Origin of the sequence: Micromonospora sp. A3M-1-15, assembly GCF_024213425.1 — a bacterium.
GTDB classification, from domain to species: Bacteria; Actinomycetota; Actinomycetes; order Mycobacteriales; family Micromonosporaceae; genus Micromonospora; species Micromonospora chersina.
In genome coordinates, this window is sequence record NZ_JANAVK010000001.1 from 1,235,923 (window position 1) to 1,252,842 (window position 16,920).

Genomic DNA, 16,920 nt, shown 5'->3' on the forward strand with positions numbered 1-16,920 from the left:
GAGGTGGGGGTGTCGGGCCGGCCTCCCCGCCCTCGCCCCCACCGTCAGCGCGTCGATCAAGAGGTTGGCGTCAGGATTCGGCTCGTTCCTGACGCAAACTTCTTGATCAACCGCGCCCGCGGTCCCCAAGAGGCGCGCGCGGTCGGTCGGGGTGGGGTGGCCGTGTGCGCCGGGGCGGGATGAAAGGCGACGGGCGCCGCACCCCGGTGGGGTGCGGCGCCCGTCGTTTGTTCTGGCGGGGTCAGCTCTTGTCGAGCCGGCCCTCGGTGTCCTCGCGGTAGCTGGCGCCACCGTCGGCCTCGCTGGTCAGCGGCTTGGCGCCGCCCTCCGGCGGGCCGGCCAGGCTGGTGCCGGCGGCCAGCTCGGGGAACTTGAGGTCGAACGCCGGCCGCTCGGAGCGGATCCGCGGCATCCGGTCGAAGTTCCGCAGCGGGGGCGGCGAGCTGGTGGCCCACTCGAGCGAGTTGCCGTGGCCCCACGGGTCGTCGACCTCCACCACCGGACCGGTCTTGTACGACTTCCAGCAGTTCCAGATGAACGGCAGGGTCGAGATACCGGTGATGAACGCGCCGATCGTGGACAGCGTGTTCAGGAAGGTGAAGCCGTCACCGGGCAGGTAGTCGACGTACCGGCGGGGCATGCCCTCGGCGCCGAGCCAGTGCTGCACCAGGAAGGTGGTGTGGAAGCCGATCATGGTCAGCCAGAAGTGGATCTTGCCGAGCCGCTCGTCGAGCATCCGGCCGAACATCTTCGGGAACCAGAAGTAGATGCCGCCGAAGACGGCGAACACGATGGTGCCGAAGAGCACGTAGTGGAAGTGCGCCACCACGAAGTACGAGTCGTGCAGGTGGAAGTCGAGCGGCGGGCTGGCCAGCAGCACACCGGTCAGGCCACCGAAGAGGAAGGTCACCAGGAAGCCGACCGCGAAGAGCATCGGCGTCTCGAAGGTGATCTGGCCCCGCCACATGGTGCCGATCCAGTTGAAGAACTTCATACCGGTCGGCACGGCGATCAGGTAGCTGAGGAAGCTGAAGAACGGCAGCAGCACCTGGCCGGTGGCGAACATGTGGTGCGCCCACACGCTCATCGACAGGGCGGCGATGGCGATGGTCGCGGCGACCAGGCCCTTGTAACCGAAGATCGGCTTCCGGGAGAAGACCGGGATGATCTCGGTGATGATGCCGAAGAACGGCAGCGCGATGATGTAGACCTCGGGGTGCCCGAAGAACCAGAACAGGTGCTGCCAGAGCATCGGGCCGCCGGTGGCGGGGTCGTACACGTGGGCGCCGATCAGGCGGTCCGCGGCCAGCGCGAAGAGCGCGGCGGCCAGCAGCGGGAAGACCAGGATCGCCAGCAGGCTCGTGACCAGCATGTTCCAGGTGAAGATCGGCATCCGGAACATGGTCATGCCGGGGGCGCGCAGGGTCAGGATCGTGGTGATCAGGTTGACCGCGCCGAGGATCGTGCCCAGACCGGAGATGGCCAGGCCGACCACCCACATGTTCGCGCCGACGCCCGGCGCGTGCTCGGCGGTGCTCAGCGGCGTGTACGCCGTCCAGCCGAAGTCGGCCGCACCGCCCGGGGTGATGAAGCCGGCCGTGGCCATGGTGCCGCCGAACAGGTACAGCCAGTAGGCGAACGCGTTCAGGCGGGGGAACGACACGTCGGGCGCGCCGATCTGCAGCGGCACCACGTAGTTCGCGAAGGCGAACACGATCGGCGTCGCGAAGAACAGCAGCATGATCGTGCCGTGCATGGTGAAGAGCTGGTTGTACTGCTCGGGCGACAGGAACTGCAGCCCCGGTCGCGCCAGCTCGGCGCGCATGATCAGGGCCATGAGGCCACCGATCATGAAGAACGCGAACGCGGTGACCATGTACATGATCCCGATCTGCTTCGCGTCCGTGGTGCGCAGCAGCCGCGCGAGGGCCGACCCCTTGACCGGCTCGCGGACCGGCCAGGGCCGGGTCACGACCGGCTTGGGTGCGACGGTGGTCACGAGTGGCCTCCGGTTCTGGGTTGTCCCGCTCGGCGCGCTGTTCATCTGCGCAGCCGTCATCCGCAAGGAGGATAGTCCCCGGTAGTGGGCCCCGCCGCGTGGGGTGGGCGGCTACGATCTTCGGCCCTCAGAGCGGGCCGGTGAGGAGCCGGTAGTGCTCCTGGAAGATCCGCCCGCCGCGTCCGCGCAGCAACGGGTCGCGCAGCGCCGGCGGCACGTCGCGGGTGCGGTTGCGGTCCCGGGTCCGGTCCCGCACCCAGCGGGTACGCGGGCGGCGGCGACTCTCGTACGCGAGGAGCGCGGCCTCGACGCTGCCGGCCGCCCGCAGCGACTCGGCGAGCACCACGGCGTCCTCCAGCGCCATGGCGGCGCCCTGGGAGAGCGTCGGCGCGGTGGCGTGAGCCGCGTCACCGACGAGCAGCACCCGGCCGTGGAACCAGCGCCCCAGCTCGACCTCGGTGGTGAGCTCGACGTCGACCGTCTCCAAGGCGGCGAGCACCTCGGGGACCGGGCCGCCGTAGTCGCCGAACAACTCGTGCAGCCGGGCGAGCGGGTCGGCCGGCAGGTCGGTGCCGGCCTCGTCGGCGTAGCAGTGCAGCCGGCCGGCGCCGAGCGGCACCACGAGGAAGCCGGCGCGCTGACCGAGCAGGGCGGTCCAGTCGGCCACCCGGGGGCCGCCGCGCACCACGCTGCGGTAGACCACCTGGCCGGCGGGGCGGGGCGGGCCGCCGAGCGCGGCCAGGGTACGCACCGCCGAGCGGGGTCCGTCCGCGCCGATGACCAGGTCGTACTCGCCGCTGGTGCCGTCGGTGAAGCCGACCGCGACGCCGCCGGGCAGCGGATCGACGGTGCTGACCTCGGCCCCGTGCCGGACGGCGCCGCCGGCCCCGGTGAGCAGCACCCGGTGCAGCTCGGCGCGGGGCAGCGCCCGGCACTCTCCCACCCCGGTCCAGAGCCCGTCGAGGTCGACCTCGCAGAGCGGCGCGCCGGTGGCGTCCAGGAAGCGCTGCCGGTGGATGACCTGGCCGAGGGGGCGTACCGGGCCGTCCAGGTCGAGCCGGCGCAGCGCCCGGGCCGCGTTGCCCGGGAGGTAGAGGCCGATGTCGGCGCGCTCGGTCGGCGGCAGCTTCTCGGTCACGTCGGGGCGGAACCCCGCGAGGCGCAGCGCCCGGGCCACGGCGAGACCGGCGATGCCCGCGCCGACGACAAGGATGCGCAGGGGGGAACCACCCATCGTGGGGTACGCCTCCGGAGGGGATCGGAACGCGTTGGAGGCAAGACATTACTCGCCGCAACCAACCGGCGGAAGTGCCCATCGGCCCTGGCGTCGCGGCCCGGTCAGCGACGACGAGCCCTCCCACCGGCGGGAATCCCGCCCCGACCGGGTGACCTGGCCGTCGACGGCCCGACGCGCCGCCATCGACCGTGCACGGACGGTTGTCGAATCGATTGCTTCGACCGGCACGGTTGCGCACCTGTTTCAGACATGTAAATGTGTTGCTTGAAGCTTGGGAGCGCTCCCGGGCATACCCCCGACACGAGTCGGCGCCCCCGCGCCGAGCCAAGGAGCATCATGAAGCGTCCACTGAGAGCCCTCGCGGCGGCCGGCCTGCTGGCCGCCGGCGCGATCGTCGCCGTCGCGCTCGGCGGCACCGCCTCGGCCGACACCCAGATCTGCGAGCAGTACGGGTCGACCACCATCGGCGGGAAGTACGTCGTGCAGAACAACCGCTGGGGCACCAGCGCGCAGCAGTGCATCAACGTGACCTCCACCGGCTTCTCGATCACCCGCCAGGACGGTGTCGGATCGACGAGCGGCGCGCCGGTGTCGTACCCGTCGATCTTCATGGGCTGCCACTACACGAACTGCTCACCGGGCACCAACCTCCCGGTGCAGGTGAAGAACATCAGCAGCGCTCCGGGCAGCATCAGCTACAACTACGTCAGCGGCGCCATCTACGACGCCGCGTACGACATCTGGCTCGACCCGTCCCCGAAGAAGGACGGCGTGAACCAGATGGAGATCATGATCTGGCTCAACCGGCAGGGCCCCATCCAGCCCATCGGCTCGCCGGTCGGCAACGCCAGCATCGCGGGCCGGACCTGGGAGGTCTGGCGGGGCAGCAACGGCTCGAACAACGTCATCTCGTACGTGGCCCCGTCGGCGATCCCCAGCATGAGCTTCGACGCCATGGCGTTCATCAACGACACGAAGAACCGCGGCGCGATCACCAGCGACTGGTACCTGACCAGCATCCAGGCCGGCTTCGAGCCGTGGCAGGGCGGCGTCGGCCTGGCGGTCAACTCCTTCTCGCAGAGCGTCAACACCGGCGGCACCACGCCGACCACGCCGCCGCCGACCACCACCCCGCCGCCGGGCAACGCGGCCTGCTCGGTGAAGTACACCACCAACGTCTGGAACAACGGCTTCACCGCCGACGTGACGGTCACCAACACCGGCTCCAGCACCGTCAACGGCTGGACCCTGAACTACAACCTGCCGTCCGGGCAGACGATCACCGGCTCGTGGAACGCCACCGTGACGCAGAGCGGGTCCGCGGTGACCGCGCGGAACCTGAGCTACAACGGCACGCTGGCGCCCGGAGCCTCGACCAGCTTCGGCTACCAGGCGACGCTGAACGGCGCGTTCGCCACGCCCACGAGCTTCACCCTCAACGGCGCCACCTGCACCAGGGCGTGACGCCCGCCTGATCCCGGGGCGCGGTCCGCACGGGCCGCGCCCCGGCTGCTCGACGCCGCCTCCGACGCACGGGGAGCGCGGCCTCCTGGCGACGCTGGTGTCGGGCTTCGGGCTGCTGGTCGCCAACCGGTGAGCCGGTGCCGCAGGCGAACCGGTGGGTGCTGTGCGGCGGTGCGACCCTCTACTTCCTGACCGTCAGCCTGCTCGGCGCCCGGGGCGGCGCCCCGGTCACCTGGGTCAGCGTCCGAGCTGCGCGGCCATCCGGCGACGTAGCGGCGGTACGGCGCCAACGGTGCGCAGGGTCGTGCGGGCGGCGGCGCGGCCGAGGCGGTTGCCCGACGCGGCCTGGCGGGCGTTGCGCAGTGACTGCTTCACGGCGGCGAAGCCGTAGTCGAGCATCTGGCGCTCGTAGTCGTGCAGCGCGGGCAGCAGGGTGCGTCTCCCTTCGGCGACCTCGGTGAGCCTCCGGCAGAGCAGTTCGGCGTCGCGCAAAGCGGTGTTGGCGCCGATGCCGGCCATGGGCGTCATGTTGTGGATGGCGTCGCCGAGCAGGGTCACGGGGCCGGTCCGCCACGGGTCGACCGGCGTGGCGCTGCGGAGCCGGATGGCGTTGACGGTGCCGGGGTCCGAGCCCGCGACGAGGTCCCGCAGGGCGGGCGCCCAGCCGGCGGTGCGGTCCAGCACCAGCCGGCGCAGCTCCGTTCCGGACAGTGTCTCCACGCCGCCGGGGAGGGCGGACGCCGCGTCGGCGTATCCCCACAGGACGAACGGGACGCTGTTGTCGAGCAGAAACTGCTCGGGCGCGTCCTCGGACCTGACGGCCCGCCGGTCGGGGTGCCAGACGGCGGTGAACAGGGATCCACGCCCCTTGGGGATCACGAGGTTCGCGTCGTGGGTGAGGACGCGGGGCAGGCCGGCCCCGTCGAGGCGATGCTTGCCGGCGATCGCGACGATGCCGGTGTCGATCCGCCGGGCCTGCGGCAGCAGTTGCCGGCGTACGCGGGAGTTGGCGCCGTCGGCGCCGACCAGCACGTCGGCGGTGGCGGTGCCGCCGTCGGCGAAGTGGGCGGTCACCCGACCGTCGGCCGTCGTCTCGTAGCGGGTGAACTCCCTGCCGAGGTGGACCGCGTCGTCCAGCCCGGTCAGCAGCACCTCACGGAGGCTGATCCGGCTGACGCCGTAGTGGCGCTCGTCCGACCGTCCGGTCGACGCGATCTCGTCGGCGGTGAGGCGCACGAGGTCTGTGAGCTGCTCCGTGGTGAACGCGAAGCCGCCGCCGTCGACCGACACCGTGTCGAGGAACGCCTGCCAGTTGGCGACCGGCAGGCAGGCACGCAGCGCGTGGGCGCCGTGGGGGTTGATGTGGATGCGGTAGCCCTGCAGCCAGTCGGTGCGCTCGCGGGTGCGCTCGTGGACGGTGACGGCGACACCCGCGCGGCGGAGGCCCTGAGCCAGGCACAGCCCGCCGATGCCCCCACCGATGATCATGACGCTGAGGTTCTCCATAACCCGATCCTCATTTGCACACCTGAGTTTGTCAACCATGTGATTGATTAAGTCATGCGGACACATGACTCTGCTAGGATCATGAGCATGTCCCGGCGGTCCCCGAGCGGTGATCAGCGCAGACGCGACGCGGAGCGCACCCGCGAGCGCATCCTCGATGCGGCGCTGGTCGAGTTCGGCGAGCACGGCTTCGCCGGCGCCCGCACCAGCGCGATCGCCGCTCGCGCGGGCGTCAACCAGCAGCTGATCTCCTACTACTTCGCCGGCAAGGAGGGGCTCTACCAGGCCCTGCAGGAGCGGTGGCGCACGACGAGCGGCGCGGCCCGGCCCGACGAGCCGATGGCCGACGTGGTCGCCGGCTTCCTCCGCCTCGGCGCGACGCAGCGGTCGTGGGCGCGGCTGCTCGCCTGGGAAGGGTTGGCCGACACCGGAGCCGCGGCCGACACCGCGGACGAGGCGCAGGCCCGCACGTACTTCACGGCGATGGTCGACGACGTACGCCGTCGGCAGCGCAGCGGTGAGCTGGCCGTCGACCTCGACCCCGCGTACGTGGTGCTGACGTTCTTCGCCGCGACCCTCGCCCCGACCGTGCTGCCGCAGGTCGTCCGCCGGCTGACCGGCCTGCCGGCCGACGCGCCCGAGTTCCTCGACGCGTACGCCGCGCAGTTGCGCCGGATGCTCGGCCACCTGTCAGGATCCGCCGCCCCGCCGGAGTGACCGCGCCGGTCAGCGGGCGGCGGAGCGCAGCCACCCAGGTACCGTCAGCACCCCAGCACGGGAGCCACCGATACGCCACGTCCCACGGCACCAGATCGTGAAGCACATGCCGCCGAGTGCATCAGTCAACGACGACTCGTACGCCGGTTTACAGACACAGCGACACAGACGTGATCTTCGCTGGCACAGTCAGAGAAAGATCACGTCGAGGTATCACAACACTCTCTCAGGCTGCGACGCCCAGGGCGTCGATGTCGCGCATCTCCTCGGCGGTGAGCGAGAAGCCGAACACGTCGGCGTTGGCCCGGATCCGGTCCGGCGTGACCGACTTCGGGATGACCACGATCTCGTGGTCGATGTGCCAGCGCAGCACCACCTGGGCCGGCGAGACGTCGTGCGCATGGGCGATCCGGACGAGCACCGGATCGGACAGGTCGCTGGTCTTGAACGGGCTGTAGCCCTCCAGCACCACGCCCCGGTCCCGGTGCGCGGCGTGCACCTGGCGGTCGTACAGGGACGGGCTCCAGCGGATCTGGTTGACCGCCGGGGTCTCCTCGGTGGCCTGGATCAGCTCGTCGATCTGGCTGACGCTGTAGTTGCTCACCCCGACGGCCCGGGTCAGGTTCTCGTCCCGGGCGGCGAGCATCTCGCGCCAGACCGGGATGCTGTCGCCGGGCGCGGACGGCGGCCAGTGGATCAGCCACAGGTCGACGTGGTCGGTGTCCAGCGCGGCCAGGCTCGCCTCGATGGTCTCCCGTTCCCGGCCCACCCGGTCCGGCGGCAGCTTCGTGGTGATGAAGAGGTCCTCGCGGCGCAGCCCGCTCTCCTGGACCGCCCGGCCGACCTCCTTCTCGTTGCCGTACATCGTGGCGGTGTCGATGTGCCGGTAACCGGCGTCGAGGGCGGCGAGCACGGCGTCGTACCCGGCCTCGCCGGTGGCCTGCCAGGTGCCGAAGCCGAGCAGCGGCATCCGGACGTCGCCGGTCAGGGGGACGGTGGGCTGGTCGTGGTCCATACCGACGCTTCTACCCGTGATCGCCGCCGCCATGCCGGCGACCCGCCGAGCGACGGCCGAACGGGACAGAAGCGGCGGGGAGCGGACGATCGGGCCGGACCTGCCGGAGAATGCGGGGGTGGCTAACAGCTAGCCCGCCGGGCGGCTTTAGTGGTCTTGACGCAATATGATTGTTGACTTGAGCCTCAATGAGTGGGCGGCGTCGCAGGGAATCGCGTACGTCATCGCGCGGCGGCAGTATGCGGCCGGGACACTTCCCGTTCCCGCGTACCGGCTCGGCCGGCTCATCATGGTCGGTGAGCCGATGGCCGCTGCGCGGCTCGACGCCAAGCAGGTCGTCGTGTACGCCTGCGTGTCGTCCGCCGACCAAGAGCCGGATCTGGACCGGCAGGTCGCCCGGGTGGTCACATGGGCTACAGGGCAGAGCCTCTCCGTTGGCCGGGTGGTGACCGAGGTGGGGTCCGCGCTCAGCGGGCACCGCAAGAAGTTCCTGGCGCTGCTGCGGGACCCGGCTGTTTTGACGATCGTGGTCGAGCGTCGGGACAGGTTCGCCCGCTTCGGTGCCGGGTACGTCGAGGCGGTGCTGGCCGCACAGGGCCGCCCGCTCCTTGTGGTTGATCCCGCCGAGGTGGACGACGACCTTGTGGGTGGGGTCACCGAGATCCTGACGTCGCTGTGTGCCCGGCTGTACGGCCGTCGCGCGGCGGCGAACCGTGTCCGCCGTGCTGTCGAGACAGTCACCGGGGCGACGTCGTGAAGGCGGTCCAGGCGTACCGGTTCGCCCTCGATCTGACCCCGTCGCAGGAACGCGCGGTGCTCGCGCACGCCGGGGCTGCCCGGGTCGCCCACAATTGGGCGCTGGCTCGGGTGAAGGCGGTGATGGGCCAACGGGCGGCAGAACGGACCTACGGGGTGCCAGAGGAGTTGCTGACCCCGGCGGTCAGCTGGTCGCTGCCTGCCATGCGGAAGGCGTGGAACGCCGCGAAGACCGATGTCGCTCCGTGGTGGCGGGAATGCTCGAAGGAAGCATTCAACACCGGCCTCGACGCGCTCGCCCGCGCGTTGAAGAACTGGTCGGACTCCCGCGGCGGCAAGCGGGCCGGCCGCCCGGTCGGTTTCCCGCGGTTCAAGTCGCGCCGCCGCACCACACCGAGCGTGCGGTTCACCACCGGCACGATCCGGGTCGAGCCGGACCGTAAGCATGTGGTGCTGCCCCGGCTGGGACGGTTGAAGCTGCACGAGTCCGCCCGGAAGCTGGCCCGGCGTATCGACAACGGCACGGCCCGGATCATGTCGGCCACCGTTCGGCGTTACGGCGGCCGGTGGCATGTGTCTTTCTGCGTCGAGGTTGAGCGGGTCGTCCGCGTACCGGCCCGTCCCGACTCGACGGTCGGTGTCGACGTCGGCGTCAAGCACCTCGCCGTGCTGTCCACCGGCGAACTGGTGCCGAACCCACGCCACCTGGGTGACGCCCAGCGCCGCCTTCGCAGACTCGGCAGGTCAATGGCGCGTAAGGCCGGCCCGGACCGGCGCACAGGCCAGCGCCCGTCGAACCGGTGGCAGCGCGCCAACGCGCGGCTCGGTCGGACCCACGCCCGGGTGGCGAACCTGCGCCGCGACCGCCTACACAAGCTCACCACCCGCCTCTGCCAAGAGCACGGTGCGATCGTGGTGGAAGACCTCAACGTCGCCGGCATGCTGCGTAACCGGCGCCTGGCCCGGCACATCGCCGACGCCAGCTTCGGCGAACTGCGCCGGCAACTCACCTACAAGACGCAGTGGAACGCCGGCCGGTTGATCGTCGCCGACCGCTGGTATCCATCGAGCAAGACGTGTTCGGGTTGCGGCGCGGTGAAAACCAAGCTGGCCCTTTCCGAGCGCACCTACACCTGCGCGACGTGCGGCCTGACCATAGATCGTGACCATAACGCCGCACGCAACCTGGCCGCTCTGACGGCCGAGTACGACACCGCCGGGAGTGGCCCGGTGGCAGCACGTGGAGCCGACCAGAAGACCCGCGTACGTGGGCAGGTGGCAGTGAAGCGTGAACCCGGCACCGCCACGGCGGGTCAGACCGGGACCGTCCCACCGCAAGGCGAGACTACCGATCGCATGCTCACTAGAGTGCACTGAGAGGTAACGGGTGGCTGACCGGCTGGAGGAGTACCGGCGGAAACGGGACGCGGCGCGTACCCCGGAGCCGGTGCCGGAACGGACCCCGGAGCGGAAGCGGGCCGCGCGGCGCAAGCCCCGGTTCGTGATCCAGCAGCACCACGCCCGGAGCCTGCACTGGGACCTGCGCCTGGAGCACGACGGCGTGCTGGCCTCGTGGGCGGTGCCGCGCGGCCTCCCCCGCGACCCCAGCCGCAACCACCTGGCCGTGCACACCGAGGACCATCCGATGGAGTACCTCACCTTCCACGGCGAGATCCCGGCCGGCGAGTACGGCGGCGGGCGGATGACCGTCCACGACACCGGCACCTACCGCGTCGAGAAGTGGCGCGACGACGAGGTCATCGTGGTCCTGGACGGCCGGCGGACGAAGGGGCGCTACGTCCTCTTCGCCACCGGCGGCCGGGGCCGGGACTGGATGGTCCGCCGCACCGACCCGGCCCCGGAGGGCTGGACGCCGATGCCGGAGCTGGTCCGGCCCATGCACACCACGCCCGGTAAGGGTTTGCCGAAGGACGAAACCGCCTGGGGGTACGAGCTGCGCTGGGACGGCGTGCGGGCGATGGCGTACGTCTCCGGCGGCCGGCTGCGGCTGCTCGACGAGTCGGACGAGGACGTCACCGGGGCGTACCCGTGGTTGCGGGCGATGGCCGAGGAGCTGGCCCCGGTCGAGGCGGTGCTGGACGGCGTGCTGGTCCGGATCGACCCGGGCGGGCGGGTCAAGCCGCCCAGCAAGCGGGACGGCCAGTTCCTCGCCGTCGACCTGCTCTGGCTGGAGGGCGTGACCAGCCTCGACGTGCCGTACGCGCAGCGCCGGGAGCTGCTCGACGGTATGGCGCTGACCGGTCCGCACTGGCAGACTCCGCCGTGGTTCCCGGGGGTCGGCGCGGACGCCCTGCGGACCGCCCGCGAGCAGGGGCTCCCGGGAGTGGTGGCCAAGCGGCTGGACTCCCCCTACGAGCCGGGTCGGCGCAGCCGGCACTGGCTGAGCCTCGACCCGAGCTGAGGAGCACCGTGCACCTGACGCACCTGGAGTGCCCGCGCTGCGACCAGCGGCATCCGGCCGACAAGTTGCAGAACCTGTGCGCGTGCGGCTCCCCGCTGCTGGCCCGCTACGACCTGGCCGCGGTGGCCGCCTCGGTCACCCCCGAGCAGTTCGGGCTGCGCCCGGCCGACCTGTGGCGCTACCGGGAGCTGCTGCCGGTGGCCGATCCCCGCTTCGTCACCACGTTGGGCGAGGGCTGGACGCCGCTGCTGCGCGCACCGGCGTACGGGCAGGAGATCGGCATCCCGGACCTGATCGTCAAGGACGAGGGGCTGACGCCGACCGGGTCGTTCAAGGCCCGGGGCGCTGCGGTGGGCGTGAGCCGGGCCCGGGAGCTGGGCGTCGAGCGGATCGCCATGCCGACGAACGGCAACGCGGGGGCGGCCTGGGCGACGTACGCGGCGCGGGCCGGGATGGGCGCGACCATCGCCATGCCGCTCGACGCGCCCACCATCTGCCGGCGGGAGTGCGTCGCCGCCGGGGCGGACCTGCGGCTGGTCGACGGCCTGATCAGCGACGCGGGCCGGTGGATTGCCGGGCTGGTCGCCGAGTCGGGCGGGCGGGTCTTCGACGCCGGCACGCTGCGCGAGCCGTACCGCCTGGAGGGCAAGAAGACCATGGGGTACGAGATCGTCGAGCAGCTCGGCTGGCAGGTGCCCGACGTGATCATCTATCCGACCGGCGGCGGGGTCGGGCTGATCGGCATCCACAAGGCGCTGCACGAGCTGCGCGAGCTGGGCTGGGTGGAGGACCGGCTGCCCCGTCTCGTCGCGGTCCAGTCCACCGGCTGTGCGCCGATCGTCCGGGCGTTCGCGGCCGGCGAACCCCGGGCCACGCCATGGGCGGACGCGCACACTCTGGCGTTCGGCATCACGGTGCCCGCTCCGCTCGGCGACGAGCTGATCCTGGCCGCGCTGCGGGAGAGCAGCGGCACCGCGGTCGCCGTGGACGACGCGGAGATCCTCGCCGACCTGCGCGACTTCGCCGCCCGGGAGGGCCTGCTGCTCTGCCCCGAGGGGGCGGCCTGCCTGACCGCCGCCCGACAGCTGCGGGCCGGCGGCTGGATCCGCCCGGGCGAGCGGGTGGTGGTGCTCAACACCGGCGCGGGCCTCAAGTATCCGGAGACGGTGGACGTCTCCGGCGTGCCGACGGTGTGACGCGGGCTCCCGCGACCGGGGAGCCCGCGTCGGCCCGTTCTAGCGGTAGGTGATGTCGGAGGCGGAGTAGAAGCAGTTCACCCCGTCGGCGCCCTCGCCGATCTCGGTGGGTTCGCTGCCCTTCGGGACGCCCTGGTACTTGACGCAGATCCGGGTGGACCGGTTCGGGTCGTTGAGGATCGTGATCCGGCTGAACCGGGCCGTGTCGCCCCAGTTGGTGTTGATGCCGGCCAGCACCTTGGTGCCGGTGGCGGTGACGTTGTCCATCACCACGTGCCGCTGGTAGGAGGTGGAGCAGTTGCCGCAGGCCCGGTAGAGCTTGCCGGCGCTCTCCACCCGGAAGTTGCGGATGTAGACGGTGCCGGGGCCGTTGTGCTGGAACACCTTGTCGCTGGCCGACCGGGCGCCCCCGCCGTCCACGGTGTAGGTGGTGCCGCCGCGGAAGGTGGCGGCGTCCTCGCCGACGTCCTCCCACCAGACGTTGACGAGCGTGCAGTTGCCCTCGCAGTGGACGCCGTCACCGGCCGGCGCGCCGATGATCACGTTCTTCAGCGTGGCGCCGGCGGCCAGCTCGAACATCGGGTCCTGGCTCTCGCTCTGCCCGCCGTCGCCGATGCCGTAGTAGCGCTTCATCCCGCCGTCGAAGGTGCCGGAGACCGGGACGGTGGCGTCCACCTTGACGCTGGCGGTGGGCGTCGGCCACGAGGCGGGCGGCGGCGGGGTGCCGGTGGGGGTCGGGGTGGGCGAGGCCGGCGGGGTGCTGGTCGGCGGCGTGGTCGGGGTGCTGACCGAGGAGTCCACGGCCACGTCGTCGAAGCTGCCGGCGGCGTACGCGGTGACCAGGCCGATCCGGCCGGCGCCCACGAGGCTGTTGCTGCCGCCGCCGACCTGGGTGCCGTTGACGTAGCCGCGGATGGTGCTGCCGCTGGCCTCGATCCGCAGGGTGTACCAGGTGCCCGTGGCCGCGCCGACCGACGCCGATCCGAGCGAGGTGATCTGGCTGCCGTTGACCGCCTGGAGTTCGGCCCGTCCGGAGCCGAGCAGTGCCAGCCGGTACATCTTCGTGCTGCTGCTGGCCCGGGCCGCGAGCCCGACCAGGGCGCTGGACGAGGCGAAGCCGGTGGGGCGTACCCGGGCCTGCACCTGGTAGTCGGTCCAGCCGCTCTGGCCGGCGAACTGGCGGGCCAGCTCGCTGGCGGTGCTGGACTGGGTGAAGGCGCCGTCGGCGACCGCCCAGGTCCCGCCGGACTTGGACCAGCCGGCGGCGTCGCCGTCGGAGAAGGTGTCGGAGAAGACGGTGGCGGCGAACGCCGACGTCCCCATCCCGGCGGCGAGTGCCGCCACGGTCGCTCCGGCGCCCAGCGCCAGCAGCAGCGGGCGGCGGAGTCTGGCACGTGAGGTCTGCACGGTTGTCCTCCTTGAGGCACGAGGTGGTGGACCGCCGCGGCGGAGGGTCGACGCCTGGCCACGGTCGCGACGGTCGGTGCGCCCCGGCCGGAGGCCCGGTCTCCGGATGCGGGGTGGCGAGGAAGCGGAGCCCAGGAAAGGGCTTTCCCGTACGAGCAGGCTAGGCCCGCGCAGATATCGACGTCAATGGCTGCGACGTGCAGGATTGTTGCAGCTCAAACGACTCGCGCTCCACCATCCGTTGATGGTGGAGCGCGGGAGCGGGTCGGGCGCGGTCAGGAGGTGGGCGGCTCGTCCTCGCCGGCGGCCTCGGCCGCGTCGGCCTCCTCCTTGGTCCGGTGCACCGCCCCGTCGGCGTGGTCCGGCGGGCCGTACACCGTGTACAGCACGAGCGGGTTGGGGCCGGTGTTGACGAAGTTGTGCTTCGTGCCGGCCGGTACGACCACGAGGTCGCCCGCCACGACCTCCTTCTTCTCCCCGGCCACCCGCGCCTCGCCGGTGCCGCTGACGAAGGTCAGGATCTGGTCGATGCCCTCGTGGACCTCCTCGCCGATCTCCCCGCCCGCCGGGATCGTCATGATCACCAACTGGGTGTGCTCCCCGGTCCAGAGCACTCGGCGGAAGTCGGGACTCTTCTCGGCGACGGTCGCGATCGTGAAATGCTCCATGGCCCGCACATACCCGGTCGCCGCGCCGCTCACGCCGGGACTCGCAAATGGTGGAATTCCCCACCCGCGCGGGGTTTGGATCCCCTCTGGACGGGCATCTGCTGCTCCGAGACCGGTGCACGCTGGCCGGTCGAGCCAGGTCCCTGCTGTCGTACCGCCGTACGGCTGCGACGGTGGGAGACGGCCAGAGCGCGGCGACGTTACGACCCAGGTCGGGCGGCGCCGTGCGCTCGTGTGCACACCCGTTCCGCCCACCGGCATCCGGCCAGCACCAACGCCGCCGCCAGGAAGCCCAGCAGGTCCTCACCCCCGGTCACCCGGAAGTGGTACTCCAGCGGCCCCTCCCCGCGCCGGTCAGGCGAGCACGGCCAGGTGGAAGGGGCGGTCGGTGTGGCCGCTCGCCGCGTACGTCTCGACGAAGACGGCGTTCGGGATGCCGGTTCGGGACGCCACCGTGATGGCCCCCTGCGGGGCGAGCCCGCCGGCGGCGGGACCCACGGTGCCGACGTAGGCGGCGCGCGCGACGTCCTGGTCGAAGGCGACCTGGTACATCCCGGCGGCCAGCCGGGTGGCCGAGGTGGCGCCGAGCCCGCGGACCAGGCTGCCGTTCGCGTCGACCACGGCGAACAGCACGCGGGCGCTGGCCGGCAACCCGGCCCCGGTGCACGAGTTGATCTCGGTGTCGGCGCGGGCGGCCTCCTCCGCGTCGGGGGCGGGCTGGCCGGCCGCTCCCCTCCTCGATCTGGAGTTGGACATGGCGATCCTCTCTGCGGCCGGTGCGGCGGCGGCGGCGAGGCGTACATGGCGGGCGGCGATCGGCGGCGATCACCCTCCGTGTTCCCGAAGCTATGCCGGCCCACCGCCCGCCAACCAGCCACAGCCCTGTCCGATCAAGGACAGTTGATGCCGCTGACCTGCTAAAACTCGGCCACAAGGGCTCCGGACCGGCTCGGTGCCACGGCCGAATTGTGACGATCGGGGCCGATACGAGGCACGGGCGTCCGGCTCCGAGCGCCGGGTGCCGGCCCCGGAGGCCGCATGGAGCGTCGACGATGCCCGGAAGGCCTGTGGCGGAACGCGATCGGGTCGCTACATTGAAGTATGGTGCCCGCCCACGGGGGTCGGGCGGCGGAACCGGTCTACCGCCCTGTGCTGGCCGGTCGCCGGGGTGAGCTGGACGCGCTGGCCCATCTCGACGACGCCATCGCTCCGCTGCTCGCTCCGGTCATCGACGTCCACGCGGTGGATCCGTGCACCGTGGACCTGCTCGGCCGGCTGCCGGCCGGGCTCCTTCCCGCCGTCGACGTGTCGGCGCTGCCCGACTCGCCGGAGAGCGAGCTGGTCCGTTGGGGCGTACCGCTGGTGCCGGTGATCGGGCTCGCGGAGGGCAACCGGCGGCTGGTGGCGCACGGCGCGGCTGCCCGGGCGTACGCGCGGCGGGCGGTGGTGCGGCTGCGGACCGGACAGGACCGCGCCGGGCCGGACGCCACCACGGCCGCGGTGGAGCGGGTGTGGCGGCTGACCCGGCTGGTGCCGGAGCAGTGCGACCTGCTCGTCGACGCGGGGGACGTGTGCTGCCCGGCCGACGTGCGCCTGGTCGAGCCCCGGGTCCGGCGGCTGGCGGAGTGGGCCCGGCGGCACGCCTGGCGCTCGGTGAGCGTGGCGGCCGGCGGGATGCCGCCGACGCTGGCCCGGCTCCCCACCGACGAGCCGGTACGCGTCGACCGCTTCGACTGGCAGCTCTGGCAGCGCCTGGCCGACCTCGGTCTCGGCTACGGCGACTACGGCGTGAGCTGCGCGGTGCCCGGGGCGGACGGGCCGGGCGACCGGCTGCCGACGCTGCGCTACACCACCACCGGGGCGTGGTGGGTCTACCGGTGGTCGCGCCGGGGCGGCCGGGGCGACGACCGTTTCGCCGACCTGTGCCGCACGCTCGTCGCGGCCCCGCACTGGCCGGCCGCGGGCGCGGGGTTCTCCTGGGGCGACCACGAGATCCTGCGCCGGGCACGGCGCGGCGCGGGCGCCGGCTCGCCGGTGAACTGGATCGCGTGGAGCACGTCGCACCACCTGGCGCACGTGCTGGCCACGCTGCTCCGCCCGGAGCGGGAACAGCGCGGCGGGCCGTGGCGGGCCGACCAGGACAGCCCCGAACGGGGGCGCGCCGGCCGGCCGCAGCGCGGCGGCGAGACCCGCCGCGCCGGGTGAGTCACTCCTTCTCGGTGAAGCCGAACTGGACGATGCCCTCGTCGTCGACCGTCGCGTCCACGGCGGTGTCGTTGAGCAGTTCGGCGGCGTCGGAGTCGAGGAAGATCCGGGCGCCCTGGTTGTCCACCACCTGGTCGCCCTGGATCGGCTGCTCGACCAGCTCGATGGAGAGCGAACCGGCGTCGGTGTCGGCGGCGATGCGCAGGCCACCGGCCTCGGCGACGTCCTGCTGGTTGGCCAGGTCGCGGATCACCAGGATGGCGTTTTCGGTCATGGTCAGCATGGCGGAACTCCTCGTTGGCTGGTTCGGGAATCGCGGGCGGTCGAC

15 protein-coding genes are annotated in these 16,920 nt (G+C 72.0%); 7 read left to right on the plus strand and 8 right to left on the minus strand.

The features are described 5' to 3' along the window. Window positions 1-241 precede the first annotated feature (241 nt). Both ctaD and NLX85_RS05640 read right to left on the minus strand, forming a co-directional pair. Entirely contained in the window at window positions 242-1,999 is a 1,758-nt protein-coding gene (ctaD, locus tag NLX85_RS05635; protein WP_254331938.1) for a cytochrome c oxidase subunit I, read from the minus strand. A gap of 127 nt (window positions 2,000-2,126) precedes the next feature. Further along, window positions 2,127-3,233, minus strand: coding sequence for an FAD-dependent monooxygenase (locus NLX85_RS05640; RefSeq protein ID WP_254331939.1), 1,107 nt, complete (start codon window positions 3,231-3,233; stop codon window positions 2,127-2,129). A 339-nt stretch (window positions 3,234-3,572) separates the two neighbouring features. On the opposite strand from NLX85_RS05640, the gene NLX85_RS05645 reads away from it, so the two are divergent. After that, complete coding sequence (locus tag NLX85_RS05645) at window positions 3,573-4,700, plus strand: cellulose binding domain-containing protein (RefSeq protein ID WP_254331940.1); 1,128 nt, start codon at window positions 3,573-3,575, stop codon at window positions 4,698-4,700. Between the two features lie 237 nt (window positions 4,701-4,937). On the opposite strand, the gene NLX85_RS05650 is transcribed toward NLX85_RS05645, so the two are convergent. Further along, window positions 4,938-6,206 (minus strand): NAD(P)/FAD-dependent oxidoreductase, encoded by a 1,269-nt coding sequence (locus NLX85_RS05650; protein ID WP_254331941.1) that lies wholly within the window; start codon window positions 6,204-6,206, stop codon window positions 4,938-4,940. An 87-nt stretch (window positions 6,207-6,293) separates the two neighbouring features. Here NLX85_RS05650 and NLX85_RS05655 point away from each other — a divergent pair, with 87 nt between their 5' ends. Next, window positions 6,294-6,923, plus strand: coding sequence for a TetR/AcrR family transcriptional regulator (locus tag NLX85_RS05655; RefSeq protein ID WP_254331942.1), 630 nt, complete (start codon window positions 6,294-6,296; stop codon window positions 6,921-6,923). 226 nt (window positions 6,924-7,149) lie between these two features. On the opposite strand, the gene NLX85_RS05660 is transcribed toward NLX85_RS05655, so the two are convergent. Continuing rightward, window positions 7,150-7,938 (minus strand): aldo/keto reductase, encoded by a 789-nt coding sequence (locus NLX85_RS05660; protein ID WP_254331943.1) that lies wholly within the window; start codon window positions 7,936-7,938, stop codon window positions 7,150-7,152. A gap of 178 nt (window positions 7,939-8,116) precedes the next feature. Here NLX85_RS05660 and NLX85_RS05665 point away from each other — a divergent pair, with 178 nt between their 5' ends. Genes NLX85_RS05665 through NLX85_RS05680 form a run of 4 tightly spaced genes read left to right on the plus strand, consistent with a single transcriptional unit; the run spans window position 8,117 to window position 12,312 of the window. Further along, window positions 8,117-8,695, plus strand: a complete 579-nt coding sequence (locus tag NLX85_RS05665) for an IS607 family transposase (protein WP_254331944.1) — start codon at window positions 8,117-8,119, stop codon at window positions 8,693-8,695. Then, window positions 8,692-10,071, plus strand: a complete 1,380-nt coding sequence (tnpB, locus tag NLX85_RS05670; protein ID WP_254331945.1) for an IS607 family element RNA-guided endonuclease TnpB — start codon at window positions 8,692-8,694, stop codon at window positions 10,069-10,071. The genes NLX85_RS05665 and tnpB overlap by 4 nt, the downstream gene beginning before the upstream one ends. Window positions 10,072-10,081: 10 nt before the next feature. Then, window positions 10,082-11,116, plus strand: coding sequence for a DNA polymerase ligase N-terminal domain-containing protein (locus tag NLX85_RS05675; RefSeq protein WP_254331946.1), 1,035 nt, complete (start codon window positions 10,082-10,084; stop codon window positions 11,114-11,116). An 8-nt stretch (window positions 11,117-11,124) separates the two neighbouring features. Next, window positions 11,125-12,312: a threonine synthase gene (locus NLX85_RS05680; RefSeq protein ID WP_254331947.1), complete on the plus strand. Its 1,188-nt coding sequence runs from the start codon at window positions 11,125-11,127 to the stop codon at window positions 12,310-12,312. A 39-nt stretch (window positions 12,313-12,351) separates the two neighbouring features. Here the strand turns inward: NLX85_RS05680 and NLX85_RS05685 are convergent, their stop codons facing one another. From NLX85_RS05685 to NLX85_RS05695, 3 genes are all read right to left on the minus strand, one after another. Then, window positions 12,352-13,719, minus strand: a complete 1,368-nt coding sequence (locus tag NLX85_RS05685) for a pectate lyase (protein WP_254331948.1) — start codon at window positions 13,717-13,719, stop codon at window positions 12,352-12,354. Between the two features lie 275 nt (window positions 13,720-13,994). Continuing rightward, the gene (locus NLX85_RS05690; protein WP_091321935.1) at window positions 13,995-14,387 is read right to left on the minus strand and encodes a cupin domain-containing protein; all 393 of its coding nucleotides are present in this window, start codon (window positions 14,385-14,387) and stop codon (window positions 13,995-13,997) included. Between the two features lie 354 nt (window positions 14,388-14,741). Beyond that, window positions 14,742-15,143: a hypothetical protein gene (locus NLX85_RS05695; protein WP_254331949.1), complete on the minus strand. Its 402-nt coding sequence runs from the start codon at window positions 15,141-15,143 to the stop codon at window positions 14,742-14,744. Window positions 15,144-15,488: 345 nt separating this feature from the next. Between NLX85_RS05695 and NLX85_RS05700 the strand changes: the two genes are divergently transcribed. Further along, on the plus strand, window positions 15,489-16,592 hold the full coding sequence (locus NLX85_RS05700) for a beta family protein (RefSeq protein WP_254331950.1): 1,104 nt from the start codon (window positions 15,489-15,491) through the stop codon (window positions 16,590-16,592). Between the two features lies 1 nt (window position 16,593). Here the strand turns inward: NLX85_RS05700 and NLX85_RS05705 are convergent, their stop codons facing one another. After that, window positions 16,594-16,875: an iron-sulfur cluster biosynthesis family protein gene (locus NLX85_RS05705; protein WP_254331951.1), complete on the minus strand. Its 282-nt coding sequence runs from the start codon at window positions 16,873-16,875 to the stop codon at window positions 16,594-16,596. Window positions 16,876-16,920 lie beyond the last annotated feature (45 nt).